Below are 13,259 nucleotides of genomic sequence, written 5' to 3' on the forward strand. Positions count from 1 at the left end.
GCCTTATCATCCCGTGTTGTTCACGGGAGGGAAAAGGGACGCGGCGCTCACGCTTTGTCGATAATCAGATGTGTCGCGCCCTCGCCCGCCACCGCTCCCGTGCAGCGGTAACCGAGGGCGGGCAAATCCATGCCTTCGAATAATTGTTCGCCGCGCCCGAGAAAAACCGGCGCCAGCGCCAGATGCAGCTCATCTATCAGGCGCGCCGTCATATATTGCCGGATAGTGGAAACCCCGCCGCCGATGCGGACATCCCTGCCATTTGCCGCCGCCAGCGCCATGTCGAGCGCCGCCTCGATGCCGTCGGTCACGAAATGGAAGACAGTACCGCCCTGCATCGTGAAGGACGGTCGCGCGTGATGCGTCAGGACGAAGACTGGAACATGATAAGGCGGCTCGTCGCCCCACCAGCCTTTCCAGTTTTCATCCGGCCACGCGCCGCGCACCGGCCCGAACATGTTGCGGCCTAAAATCCATGCTCCGATATTTTCAAAGCTCTTTTCGGAAAAATCCTCGTCGGTGCCGGTCGAGCCGCCGTCTTTACCGAACATGCGGTGAAAGGTGCGGGTCTTGAAGGCCCATTGGTGCAATTCTTCACCCTTCACACCCAGCGGGTTCTGCAGACTTTGATCTGGTCCTGCCCCATATCCGTCAAGCGAGATGGCGAAATTGCGAACGACAACCTTCGGCACGGCACTCTCCTCCGTCATGAGGAGGCCAGGCTATCCGCGACTGCAACCCTGGCCTCAGATTTCCCGTTCCAGATTAACCGCGGCAGTCGGGATCTGCCCGCCGGCTGCGCCCTTGTCTTCGGTGACCGTGTTCAATAGATGATCGGCAATGAGTTCCGCCTGGAACTTGCCGAGTTCATAACAATAGGTGATCTCGCGCTTTTCCGCCGACCAGTAGACATCCGGGCGACCGCAGGACTTGGCCGTCAGCTTCACGTCCCCTTTCAGGCCATAACCGCCAAAGCTGCGGCTGATGAGATCGAGGACCTTCGATTCCTTGATCATGATGGCATAGGGTTCAAGTTCCGGATCGCGCGGCGGCACGTAGCTGACGGAGAACCTGGAAGGCGTCTGACTGCGGTGGGGCGCGAGAAAATTATCCCAGGCCGAAGCGACCGCCGGATAGGCCGCGGCGCATTTGTCAAATTCGGCATTGGGAAGCCCCATCATGGCGGCGAGATCGCCATAACCGTCCTTGTCGCGGCCCACCATCAGGCAGGCCATGTTGCGGTCGCGGCTCCTGTCGGGCACCAACGCGGAGAAGACAGGGGCTTCGTGCTCAGGAAGCGTCTCCGCCTCACGTGCGAGATACCAGCTGTCGGTGGCGTTCACGAGCGCGGTGTCAAGCCATTCTTCATTGGCCTGCAGGATCAGCGTTCCTGCCAGTTGGTCGGCCGGGGCCTGTACACTTCCCGTGTCCGCCGTGCCGAAATCCGAGATCAGCATGCGCGCGCCCTCATGGTAGAGCGAAAAAATCGCGTTGCCGATGACGAAATTGACCGCCTGCTGGAGCTGATCGTCGGACAGGCCGTCGAGACCGGAGGCGACCTGCGCCTCGGCATCAATCGGAGCCGTCAACGATACGAAAGCCAGCGGAACGGCGGCCAGAAAACGACGGAACATAAAATCAGACCTTCCGGGAACGAGGAGCGTCACTGATTCCCGAACCTAACGAGTCACGCAATGGGCTGGTTGCATCAGCTGTCAAGAATCGGGTGGATAGCAGCGCGTTTCGGGACCATAGCTGCAAAGAAGCAACGCCGATCCCAGCCAGAAGAGGCCGCCATGACCAATATCGTTTTCACCGCAATGCCGGCTAAGGACGCCGAGGATTTCCGCGCGGGCGCCGCCGATGCCTATGGCAATCGACCGGAAACAGCCGTTTCTCCCGGCGGCATGCCGTGTCGCCACTGCCTCGACCAGATCGGCGCGGGTGAAGCCATGCTCGTACTCGCCTACCGGCCGTTTCCCTCGCTGCAGCCCTACGCCGAGACTGGGCCGGTCTTCCTGCATGCCGAAGCCTGCGATCGTTATCCACTGACAGATATCCTTCCGCCGATGCTGGACAGCCCCGATTATATCGTGCGCGGATATGGCGACGATGACCGTATTGTCTATGGCACGGGTGCGGTAACGGCCACCGGCGAGATCGCCTCGCGGGCGCGGGCACTTCTGGGGCGCGAAGACGTCGCCTATGTCCACGTCCGTTCCGCACGAAACAACTGTTACCAATGCCGTATCGCCAAAGCATAATCACAGCATTGTCTAGAATTTTAACCGAACGGCTAAACGGGTTTCAAACTTTTACAGGTTAATCTGCATGCATCGGAAACAATTGATTTGAGTAGCAAAATGACAAACAACCTCAATATGGCGACCCGGACCGCGCCTCGCAGCAAGACAAGGATCTTTGCGACTGTGCATTATTTCAGCCAGTCGACCAGAGGACGTGTCGTCGATCTGTCGGCAACCGGAATGGCGCTCGAGCTGGACGGGCCTTTCGCTGCCGCCAAGGGTAGCCGGGTCAAGGTGCAGAGTGAGGATCTGGGCTTCATCGAGGGCGTCGTGCAGTGGCAACACATGAACCGTCTTGGTCTGCAGCTCAAGCTTTCCACCAACACGCTGGCACAGCTCTCTTCCTATTTCCGTTTCTTCCACGAAGACGTGAAACCGACACTGGCCCGCTGATCCGGAGCATTACAATGCGCGGAACAAATGACGCGCATTTTCCAGTGCGGCGGAACCTGCGCCGCACGTCACTGACAAAAAATTTATCAAACGGTTGAAAACCGGCCCATCTGTCATGGGCCTGTCATTTTGGTGATGGACTCCTCTGCGATTGCTTCTACCCTGTCGTCTTTAAAGACAGAGCAAGCTTCATCCGAAGGAGTTCCCATGTCGTCGCTTCTCGCCCTCCACCCCATTACCCGGCGCTCGCTTCTGGGTGGCATTGCAGCCACTTCGGCGCTGGTGATGTTGCACCCTTTTGCTGCGCGTGCGGCGGCCAACCAGGCGCATCTGCGCATCATGGAAACGACCGATATCCATGTTCACGTCTTTCCCTATGATTATTACGCCGACAAGCCGAACGACACGATGGGTCTGGCGCGCACTGCCTCGATCATAGACACCATCCGCGCCGAAGCCGGGAACTCGATGCTGGTGGATAACGGCGACTTCCTGCAGGGCAACCCGCTCGGCGACTACATCGCCTATGAGCGCGGCATGAAGGCCGGCGACAAGCACCCTGTCATCAACGCCATGAACGTGTTGGGCTACGATTGCGGCACGCTTGGCAACCACGAATTCAACTACGGTCTCGACTATATGTCGAACACGCTGGCGGGCGCCGGTTTCCCCTATGTGTGCGCCAACCTCACCAAGGGGCAGCTGGCTTCCGATCCGAAGAACGACGAGCTGTTCTTCAAGCCCTATGTCATTCTGGAAAAACAGATCCGCGATGGCGGCGGCGTCACCAGCCCGGTCAAGGTCGGCATCATCGGTTTCGTGCCGCCTCAGATCATGATGTGGGATTCCAAGAATCTCGAGGGCAAGGCGCAGACGCGTGACATCGTCGAGGCGGCGAAAGCCTGGGTGCCTGTCATGAAGGAGGAAGGCGCGGATATCATCATCGCCCTTTCCCATTCCGGCATCGACGGCAAGGGCCAGACCGAGCGCATGGAAAACGCATCGCTGTATCTCGCAGCCGTTGAAGGCATTGATGCGATCTTCACCGGCCACCAGCACCTTGTTTTCCCCGGTCCGAAGACCTGGGACGGCATCGAGGGTGCTGATGCGGTCAAGGGTACGCTGATGGGCAAGCCGGCGGTCATGGCCGGCTTCTGGGGCTCCCATATGGGCCTTATCGACCTGCTGCTTGAAAAGGATGGCAAGAGCTGGAAGATCGTCGACTTCACCTCAGAAGCCCGCCCGATCTACCATCGCGATGAAAATCGCAAGGTCGTTGCTGACTATACCGAAAAGCCGGAGGTTCTCGCCGCAGCCAAGGTGGATCACGAAGCGGCCCTTGCCTATGTGCGCCGCCCGGTCGGCAAGACATCCGCGCCGCTCTATTCCTATTTCGCGCTGGTGGCAGACGATCCGTCCGTGCAGATCGTCTCCAACGCCCAGACCTGGTACATCAAGGACATGCTGAAGGAAGGGCAGTATAAGGATCTGCCCGTGCTTTCGGCAGCGGCACCGTTCAAATCGGGCGGTCGTGGCGGCGCGGATTATTACACCGATGTCCCCGCCGGTGACATCGCCATCAAGAACGTCGCCGATCTCTATCTTTATCCCAACACGGTGCAGGCAGTGCTGATCGACGGGGCGCAGGTGAAGAACTGGCTGGAAATGTCCGCCGGCATGTTCAATACGGTTGAGGCCGGTGCCAAGGATGCGCCACTGCTCAACCCAGACTTCCCGTCCTATAATTTCGACGTGATCGATGGCGTGACTTATCAGATCGACATTTCCAAACCGGCGAAATTTGACAAGGACGGCAAGGCGGTCAACCCGGACAGCAACCGCATCGTCAATCTGCAGTTCAATGGCAAGCCGATCGATCCCGAACAGAAATTCGTGGTTGCCACCAATAATTACCGTGCAAGCGGCGGCGGCAAATTCCCCGATATCGCCGGCGACAAGGTGATCTTCGTCGCGCCCGATACAAACCGCGACGTGATCGTGCGCTATATCATCGATCAGGGCACCATCAACCCGTCCGCGGATGCCAACTGGTCCTTTGCACCGGTGGAAAACACCACCGCCGTCTTCGAGACCGGGCCCAAGGGACGCCATTACGCAGCCGACATCAAGGGCGCCAGGATCGAGGATGCCGGCGACGGCGCGGAAGGTTTCGCGAAGTTCCGCCTGATTCTTTAACGACCGTGCCCTCCCGGCGACCTGTCGCCGGGAGGTATTTTCCTAGTCGCGCCCAGCCAACGTGCGTAACAGCATCGGCAGTTCCTGCGGCGGCTTCTGTTCGACACGCCGATAGTCGCTGCCGTCACGGTTACGGCGGATGAGTCTCAGGCCAACCATGTCGCGCCTCAGCATTGCCGCATCCCCGAACAGGTGCAGGCTATCCAGAAAGCTGCTGAATTCTCGCTCGGAAAAACTCTGCCCGGCGGGAATTTTTGCCCAGAGATACCAGAGGCACAGTTCCTGATGCGACCGGCGGGCCGGCCATTGCATCAGCCGGCCGGCGGCATCAAAGACACGAACGGTCTTCAGCACCCTGCCCTCATTGACGGCTGGCAGCAGCTCAGGCTGAGCGGTTGTGCTTTCGGCGGAAGAGATGCGGTCAGCGCGCAGATGCTGGAAATTTCGAAAACCGGCAGCCCGGCTCAGAAGATTGAGCATCTCCACATGGCTCGGCTGGCGGTCCAGCCTGCCGATCTGCGCGCGCACGGATTTGGCAAAGGTCGAGAGATCGGCGATATCAATGGAAAGGATCGAACGTGGCATGACTTACCCTCAAGTGCCATTCCGAAAAGGTGTCGCTGATCGCCGGCTTCCGACAAGGCACGGGATAAGTGCTGTCAAACCATAAATATGCAGGTTTAGCTTCCCATGCGGGACGGCGATGCCTCGGTGAACTGCAGACCGTGATTAGGTATAGGCAGGCGATCCGCCCACGTCAATTGGTCTCTGCTGGCATAGCGCCGAGGTTGCCGCGCGTTTCCTCTCCCAGCCGGGGCAAGAAGCAGGCCCGGCCGGTCCACATATAATTAGCCAATATCACTCAGCGGCGACAGCAATGGTCCTCTGTTTGCTGGCAGCAAGCATACCGTTGAAATCCTTATGATTCGGGCAGGCGGACAGGCGCTGCTGAAAAGCCTCGGCGAGCCATTGCCCCGCCGGACCCGCAGGCGAATCCACCCGTCGCAGTGCAAACAGCGGATATTCCCCCTGCTCATAGGCCTCGAGTTCGAGCACCTTGAGGCTGCCATTGGTAAGATCGTTGCGGACGATCGATGCGGGCAGACCGCCCCAGCCGAGACCGCCCTTGATAAGCTGGTATTTGGTGGCGATGTCGCTGACCCGCCATGTCTTGTAGGAGAGAACATTGAAATCGCGGCCCTTGGTCAGGCCGGAGGCATCGGTGACGACAAGCTGAACCTCCTCGCGCACGTCGGCGAGAACCAGCGGGCGTTCGATCTGCGCCAGCGGGTGATCCGACGCGACGACCGGCAGCATGAAGGAATGGCCCACCTTTTCGACGACGAGCTCATCATCCTGACGCAGCATCGCCCCACCAATGCCGATGCCTGCCTTGCGGGAGAGCACCATGTCCATGACCATGCCCAGCTCGCCAACATTGAGGCTGAGGGCTACGGTTGGGAATTGCCTGCGAAAATCCCGCAGCACAGCCACCACGGCCTCCGCCGGCACCATGGTGCTGATAGCTACGGAAAGTTCCGCTTCCAGCCCCTGTTTCAGCCCCTTGGCACGGGCACGCATTTCCTGCAGGCCAGCGACGATGCGCCTTGCATCCTCCAGCATGGCGCGCCCTTCGTCCGTCAGCTTCGGCTGGCGCACACCGTTGCGCTCAAAAAGCGTAACCTCAAGCTGCGCTTCGAGATTGGCGATGGTGTAACTGACCACCGACTGGGCACGATTGAGCGCCCGCGATGCGGCGGAAAAACTGCCGGTCTCGGCAACCGTCAAGAATACCTGCAATTGATCGAGCGTTGGGTTCGCGTCCATGTCCCATCCATTTCATCGATAGATTGCTTCCACATTATCACAGTTTTCTTGATGGCAGTAATTTTTCATATAGAGCGCAAAGGCAGGGCATCGTGCTCTCCCGCCCTCCCAAGGCGCCCGTCAATTCATCGCATATGCAAGGAAAAGACCATGTCCAACATTCTTCTCATCACCTCCAGCCCGCGCGGCGAGGAATCGGTTTCGAACAAGTTCGCCGGTGAGCTCGCCAGCAAGCTGAAGGCCAAGTCGGCTTCCAACACCCTTGTCCACCGCGATCTCGCAGCTGACCCGATCCCACATCTCGACACCGTCAAGACAGCCGCAATCCGCAAGGCACCCGATCAGCGCACGGCTGAAGAAGCGGTTGCAGCCGATTATTCCGACAAGCTCGTTGCAGAGCTTCTGGCCGCCGACACCGTCGTCATCGGCACCGGCCTCATCAACTTCAACATCTATTCCGGCCTGAAGTCGTGGATCGACAACGTCGCCCGCGCTGGCCAGACCTTCAAATACACCGAAACCGGCCCGGTCGGTCTCGCCACTGGCAAGAAGGTGTACATCGTCCTGGCGGCTGCCGGCGTTTACTCCGAAGGCCCGGCCGTTTCGATGAACCATGCCGTTCCCTATCTGAAGACCGTTCTCGGCTTCATGGGCATGACCGATGTGGAAGTGATCTACGTCGAGGGTCTGGCTTTCGGCCCCGAAGCCGTCGAGAAGGCTGTAGCGGCTGCCGAAGCCAAGGTGGAAGAACTGGCACAGGCCGCCTGAGGCATTCATTCAAAGGCAATCCCGGCATGACCGCCGGGTATTGACCGAGCTCCGTTCCGTAACGGCCGTGGACCCTGTCCCGGCCGTTATTCTTTGCCACGTAGGCCACGCACCTGATTCAGATAACAAAGCACAGAAATACTGCCCGTCCCTGAAGGCCGTAGCGTTCAGGCACTCAATGCAGCCGTCATCATTTTCCTGGGAAGAGAGATGAGCCGTTCTGATCGATAATCAGCTTCGCCTTGCGGATGGTGAACTCCACCGCATCATCGAGGCTGGTGAAGACGTCGGCCCGCACGAATTCATGCACCAGCACCTCGTCACCGGCCTTTTTTTCAATACGGCCAGCCAGGCGGAACTGGCCACCTTCCTTTATCGGGGTCGCATAGATCAGATAGTCGCCATGCGCATGCGGTTCTGCCTGCGCCGTCTTCTGCGGGGCGTCGGAAGACGGCTGGCCGGAGCCGAAGGCCGAGAGGATTTTGGAAAAAAACGATGCCATGGCTTGCACTCCCTCAATTCGTGTCACGTTTGAAGGGCGGATGACACCCGCCCTTCCCTGCCTCTTCCGATCAGATGATCAGGTTTGACAGGATGTCATTTTCGGTGATGTCCTCATAACCGAGACCGGCCGCTTCGAAGCGCTCCAGCAGGCCGGCGAAGTTCTCCTTCGCGCTGGTTTCGATGCCGATAAGGATCGAGCCGAAGTTGCGGGCCGATTTCTTCAGATATTCGAAACGGGCGATATCATCATCGGGCCCGAGCAGGTTGAGGAAATCGCGAAGCGCACCGGGACGCTGCGGCAGGCGCAGGATGAAGTATTTCTTCACGCCCGTGTAACGCATGGCGCGCTCCTTCACATCCGGCAGGCGCTCGAAATCGAAATTGCCGCCGGAAACCACGGCGACGACCGTTTTGCCTTCCAGCTTTTCACGGCCGAGCTTTTCCAGCGCGGCGATCGAGAGCGCGCCTGCGGGCTCCAGCACCACGCCTTCGAGATTCAGCATCTCGATGATCGTCACGCAGATGGCATTTTCCGGGATGAGCTGGACCTGATCGGCCGGGAAATCCTTCAGCGCCTTGAAGTTGAGGTCGCCGATGCGGGCGACGGCGGCGCCATCGACAAAATTATCGATCTTGTTCAGCGTCACCGGTTCGCCACGTTCGAGGCTTTTCTTCAGGCTCGGTGCGCCTTCCGGCTCGCAGAACACGAAGTTTTCCTTGCGGACCGTCCCGGCCAAAAATCCGGACAGGCCAGCCGAAAGACCGCCACCGCCGACAGGCATCACGACGATGTCAGGCTTAGTGCCATCAGGGAGCTGGTCCATGATCTCGGCGGCAACCGTCGCCTGGCCCTCGATGATATCCTCATGGTCGAACGGCGGCACCATGTAGCCGTCATTGTCCTGCACGTGCCGGCGGGCAGCAGCGTAACACTGGTCGAATATATCGCCCACCAGACGGATGGAGATGAACTCGCCGCCGAAGATGCGGGTCTTTTCGATCTTCTGCTGCGGTGTGGTCACCGGCATGAAAACAACGCCATGAACGCCGAAATGGCGGCAGGCGAAAGCAAAACCCTGGGCGTGGTTTCCAGCCGAAGCACAGACGAAAATCTTGCCCTTGCCGGCCTTGGCCACCGCCTTGCGAAGAAAATTGAATGCGCCTCTAATCTTGTAGGAACGAACCGGGGACAGATCCTCACGCTTCAGCCAAATCGACGCGCCATACCGACGGCTGAGATGTTCATTCAACTGCAGCGGCGTTTCCGGGAATATTTCCCGCACTTCCCGCCGCGCTGCTTCCACAAGCTGCTTGTCCACGATAGTCAATCCATTGAAATTCATAATGGCACCCGCTATGCCATAGGAAGGCGTCCGAGACAAAGACTCATTTCAGCGCGGCCACGAACTCCGGGTTTCATTTCTTGAACAGTAACCTTCTGCGCTCGGTCATATATGTAGCGTCCATCTTCGGGCTCTATCTCGCCACGGCCATGTTCCTGCCCGCACTGACGGATCTTTATTACGGCAATGACGACTGGATGGTGTTCGCGCTTTCCGGCTTCATGTGTGGCGGGTTCGCGCTTGCCTGCGCGCTCGCCACGCGCGGGCCGATCGCTTCGTTCAACAAGCGTTTCGGCTTTTTGCTCGTCAACCTGCTCTGGCTGGTGTTTTCCATCGTCGGTGCAGTGCCGCTTTATCTGTCCGAACTCAACCTGACGCCGGGCCAGGCGCTTTTCGAGTCCGTCTCAGCCATCACGACGACCGGATCCACCGCCATTTCGGGTCTCGACAATGCGCCGCAGGGTATTCTCCTGTGGCGGTCGCTGCTGTGCTGGCTCGGCGGCATCGGTATTGTCGCACTCGGCCTCTTCATCCTGCCGCTGCTGCGCGTCGGCGGCATGACCTTCTTCCGCATGGAATCCTCCGATACCGGCAACGACCGCCCCTTCGCCCGGCTGGCAAGCTTCACCCGGGCTTTCGTGGCGATCTACATCGTCATGACGCTCGCCTGTACCATCGCTTATGATTTTGCCGGCATGTCGCATTTCGATGCGCTGAACCATGCCATGTCGACGGTTGCGACGGGCGGCTTCTCCACCCATGACGCGTCCTTCGCCTATTTCAACAATACGGCCCTGCTGTGGATCGCCACCATCTTCCTCATCTTCGGCAGCCTGCCGTTCTCGGTCATGATCCTGCTCGCCGTGCGGCGCCGGCTGGAGACGCTGCGCGACCCGCAGATCGCCGTCTTCCTCGGCTACCTCTGTGCGATCTCGGTTGCCGTTGGTGTCTACCACCATTTCAGGAACGGCGTGCCGCTGGATGATGCGCTCAGCCACTCCTTCTTCAACATGACCTCCATCCTGTCGACCGGCGGCTTTGCCAGCGATGACTACACGCTGTGGGGGCCCTTCGTCGTCGTCGTCGCCTTTTTCGCCACTTTCATGGGCGGCTGCTCGGGCTCGACGGCCGGCGGCATCAAGGCCTATCGTTTTCTGATCATCTTCAACGTGGCGCGGGCCGGGCTCAAGAAGCTGATCTATCCGAACGCCGTCTATTCCGTGCGCTACGGCCAGCAGGTGGTCGATCCGGAAACCATCCGCACCATCTTTCTCTTCATCAGCTGTTTCATCGCACTTTGGATTGCCGGCAGTCTGGCCATGAGCCTGATGGGCTATGATTTCCTCACCGCCACCTCGGCTGTGGCGACCTCGCTTGCCAATGTCGGCCCCGGCATCGGCCCGATCATCGGCCCGGCAGGCAATTTCTCCACGATAAGCGAACCGGCGCTCTATCTCCTGTCGATCCTTATGCTGCTGGGGCGTCTGGAAATCCTGACGGTTCTGGTGCTGCTGATGCCGATTTTCTGGAAGAGCTGAAATCACTGGCTTTGGGCGAATAAAGCGCTTGACCTTCCCACGTTGGAATAGTCCAGGCTCTCCCTGTTACGAATTCCCAATCACGGAGAACCGCCTATGTGCACCGCTCACCAGCATCACCCGGAAACCACTGCCGCACCTGTCAATGCCGACCTTTCTTTCCACGTTGAAGACATGACCTGCGGGCACTGCGCCGGTGTGATCAAGGGTGCGATCGAAAAGACCGTTCCCGGCGCTGCCGTACATGCCGATCCGGCAAGCCGCACAGTGGTGGTTGGCGGCATCTCCGATGCGGCACGTATCGCAGAAATCATCACCGCGGCTGGATACACACCGGAAGCACGCGCCTGATCAGACGAGATACCGGCGGCGCTTTCATACAGCCGCCGCCGGATCGCACTGCCTGCCCCGCTTCGCGCCGAATTGTGTGACGGGTTTGGACGGCATCCATCCCTCTCTCCTCCCGGACGGCAAACGCCCTCTCCCTTTCAATCAAGGGTGACGGAGGAGGTTTCCCCAGCTTAATGAATCGAATCCGCCCTCCTCCGTCGTTCCGGCCCTGAGCCGGAATCCAGCTGACGTGCGTCTGCACGGCGGGAAGACTCCTTTCAGTCCAAGGACCTGGGCTGGCTGGATTCCGGCACAGGGCCGGAATGACGGCGGAGAGGTTCAGGGGCCTTCTCATAAAAGAGACCCGGCTCTTGCGAACCGGGCCACACCTCGTCAGCAATGTCACGTTGGCTTATTTCACCGCCAGATCCTTGGTCATGATGAAGTAGTTGATCGGATGCGGCTTGAAGTTCTCGACCTTGTCCGAATAGGCGTCGAAAGCCGTCTCGTGGATGAGGTAGACGGTGACCGCTTCATCGTAAACCCTCTTCGCCGCCTCGGCATAGATGGCGTAACGCTTGGCCGGCTCGGCCACCGCATAGGCCGATTTGATCAGCTTGTCCGTCTCTTCGCTGCAATAATGCGAGATGTTGTAACCGCCTGTGCAGGTGTAGTCGGCGTTCAGGAAACCGATCGGCTCTGCAACGTCAGTGGCGTAACCGCGCGACAGAAGAACCATGTCGAAGTTGCCGGACAGGAGATCGGGCTCGATCGCTGTGTAATCGGCAACGCGAACATCGACCTTGATGCCGATTTCCTGCAATTGGGCCTGGATAACGGCGGCAACATCCTTGAGTTCGGTTCTTTCCGTGTAGGCGAGAAGCGTCAACTTCAGGCTGCCGGGAGCAACTCCGGCCTCTTTCAGCAGAGCCTTTGCCTTCTCCAGGTCATAAGCGGGTATGACGTCTTGCGGCGCCCACGGCTCAGCCGGTGCGAAGGGCATCGTTGCGGGCTTTACCACGCCTTCATAGATGCTGTCGGCAATACCGGCGGTATCGATGGCAGCCCGGATCGCCTGCCGAACCTTGATATCCTTGAAAGGCGCCTTTGAATTATTGAGCAGCATTTCGGTGATCCGCGGCACGGTGATCGGCGCAACCTTGACGCCCTTGGCCGCTTCAACGGTCTTCACCGTCCAGGGTGGGATCATGCGCGAAATCTGCACTTCACCGCTTCTTATCTGGGTGGCGCGCGTATCGGCGTCCGGGATGAAGTTCACGCGGCCGCCCGAAAGCTTCGGCATACCGGCCCAATAGTCATGGTTTGCGGTCAGCTCCATATATTGGTTGGCATCGACCTTGGTAATCTTGAAGGGTCCGGTGCAGGTTCCGATCGGATCGACCTTGCCCTCCTTATAGGCTGAAGGCGCGAGGATCGACGTTGCCGGACTTCCCATTTGCGCCGGCAGCAGCACCGATGGCTCGATGGTCGTGATCTTCACGATATCGTCACCATCGGCATCAACAGCGGCGATCAGCTTGGGCGAGAAGGCGCGCGCCGGAACAGGCGCTTTCAGAAGATTGGTGAGTGCATTCACCGCGGCTGCGGCATTGAGCGGCTCACCATTCTGGAATTTCACACCCTTGCGCAGCTTGAATTCCCAGACCTTCGGCGCGGTCTGCGTCCAGGATTCGGCAAGGCCAGGCTCCAGTGTCGCGTCATAACCGACACGAACCAGACTTTCGAAACATCCCGCCCGCGAGCCGAGATAGGCATCGTCGGAAGCCATCTGCCAGCCGGTCTTGACGCCGGTATAATCGTCATAGGTGATCGTTCCGGCTGTCGCCGCATGTGCCCCGAATGAGACAACAACGGCGCACGTCGCCAAAAGTGCGTGCTTCATCATAGAAGATTCCCCTTTTATTTTTGATGACAACGCTCACATCTCTTACATATTCTCGAAAATTCGCTTATTCCATAAAATTACAACAATAATACCCTATGGATATCTTTCGATTATCCATTCGAATATCATCTATTTTACGTTTTATACT

Annotated in this window: 13 protein-coding genes; 6 read left to right on the forward strand and 7 right to left on the reverse strand. The window is 58.8% G+C overall.

The genetic code is table 11. From position 1 onward, the window contains the following. Window positions 1–47 precede the first annotated feature (47 nt). Window positions 48–692 (reverse strand): dihydrofolate reductase family protein, encoded by a 645-nt coding sequence (locus BLU28_RS17570; protein WP_045534286.1) that lies wholly within the window; start codon window positions 690–692, stop codon window positions 48–50. Between the two features lie 54 nt (window positions 693–746). Continuing rightward, window positions 747–1,634, reverse strand: coding sequence for a DUF4344 domain-containing metallopeptidase (locus BLU28_RS17575; protein ID WP_092651359.1), 888 nt, complete (start codon window positions 1,632–1,634; stop codon window positions 747–749). Between the two features lie 162 nt (window positions 1,635–1,796). Between BLU28_RS17575 and BLU28_RS17580 the strand changes: the two genes are divergently transcribed. The 3 genes from BLU28_RS17580 (at window position 1,797) to BLU28_RS17590 (ending at window position 4,895) form a co-directional block, all read left to right on the forward strand. Continuing rightward, window positions 1,797–2,264 (forward strand): DUF1203 domain-containing protein, encoded by a 468-nt coding sequence (locus BLU28_RS17580; RefSeq protein ID WP_004441226.1) that lies wholly within the window; start codon window positions 1,797–1,799, stop codon window positions 2,262–2,264. Window positions 2,265–2,363: 99 nt separating this feature from the next. Then, window positions 2,364–2,699, forward strand: a complete 336-nt coding sequence (locus BLU28_RS17585) for a PilZ domain-containing protein (RefSeq protein ID WP_004441225.1) — start codon at window positions 2,364–2,366, stop codon at window positions 2,697–2,699. A 207-nt stretch (window positions 2,700–2,906) separates the two neighbouring features. Beyond that, window positions 2,907–4,895 (forward strand): bifunctional 2',3'-cyclic-nucleotide 2'-phosphodiesterase/3'-nucleotidase, encoded by a 1,989-nt coding sequence (locus BLU28_RS17590; protein WP_077987794.1) that lies wholly within the window; start codon window positions 2,907–2,909, stop codon window positions 4,893–4,895. A gap of 42 nt (window positions 4,896–4,937) precedes the next feature. On the opposite strand, the gene BLU28_RS17595 is transcribed toward BLU28_RS17590, so the two are convergent. Together BLU28_RS17595 and BLU28_RS17600 are read right to left on the reverse strand one after the other, a co-directional pair. After that, complete coding sequence (locus tag BLU28_RS17595) at window positions 4,938–5,480, reverse strand: DUF2087 domain-containing protein (protein ID WP_034495776.1); 543 nt, start codon at window positions 5,478–5,480, stop codon at window positions 4,938–4,940. 273 nt (window positions 5,481–5,753) lie between these two features. Beyond that, on the reverse strand, window positions 5,754–6,722 hold the full coding sequence (locus BLU28_RS17600) for a LysR family transcriptional regulator (RefSeq protein ID WP_004441221.1): 969 nt from the start codon (window positions 6,720–6,722) through the stop codon (window positions 5,754–5,756). 150 nt (window positions 6,723–6,872) lie between these two features. Here BLU28_RS17600 and BLU28_RS17605 point away from each other — a divergent pair, with 150 nt between their 5' ends. After that, window positions 6,873–7,490 (forward strand): FMN-dependent NADH-azoreductase, encoded by a 618-nt coding sequence (locus BLU28_RS17605; RefSeq protein ID WP_004441220.1) that lies wholly within the window; start codon window positions 6,873–6,875, stop codon window positions 7,488–7,490. 190 nt (window positions 7,491–7,680) lie between these two features. Here BLU28_RS17605 and BLU28_RS17610 read toward each other — a convergent pair whose 3' ends face one another. After that, a complete protein-coding gene (locus BLU28_RS17610; protein WP_004441218.1) occupies window positions 7,681–7,992 on the reverse strand; it encodes an HlyU family transcriptional regulator in 312 nt (103 codons plus the stop codon). A 70-nt stretch (window positions 7,993–8,062) separates the two neighbouring features. Next, window positions 8,063–9,337: a threonine ammonia-lyase gene (ilvA, locus tag BLU28_RS17615; RefSeq protein ID WP_077987793.1), complete on the reverse strand. Its 1,275-nt coding sequence runs from the start codon at window positions 9,335–9,337 to the stop codon at window positions 8,063–8,065. 80 nt (window positions 9,338–9,417) lie between these two features. Here ilvA and BLU28_RS17620 point away from each other — a divergent pair, with 80 nt between their 5' ends. Next, a complete protein-coding gene (locus tag BLU28_RS17620) occupies window positions 9,418–10,875 on the forward strand; it encodes a TrkH family potassium uptake protein (protein ID WP_035207806.1) in 1,458 nt (485 codons plus the stop codon). A gap of 96 nt (window positions 10,876–10,971) precedes the next feature. Continuing rightward, the gene (locus tag BLU28_RS17625; protein WP_004441212.1) at window positions 10,972–11,226 is read left to right on the forward strand and encodes a heavy-metal-associated domain-containing protein; all 255 of its coding nucleotides are present in this window, start codon (window positions 10,972–10,974) and stop codon (window positions 11,224–11,226) included. Between the two features lie 391 nt (window positions 11,227–11,617). Here the strand turns inward: BLU28_RS17625 and BLU28_RS17630 are convergent, their stop codons facing one another. Beyond that, window positions 11,618–13,111, reverse strand: a complete 1,494-nt coding sequence (locus tag BLU28_RS17630; RefSeq protein WP_077987792.1) for an ABC transporter substrate-binding protein — start codon at window positions 13,109–13,111, stop codon at window positions 11,618–11,620. Window positions 13,112–13,259: the final 148 nt, after the last annotated feature.

The sequence above is a fragment of the Agrobacterium pusense genome, assembly GCF_900102105.1.
Lineage (GTDB): Bacteria > Pseudomonadota > Alphaproteobacteria > Rhizobiales > Rhizobiaceae > Agrobacterium > Agrobacterium pusense.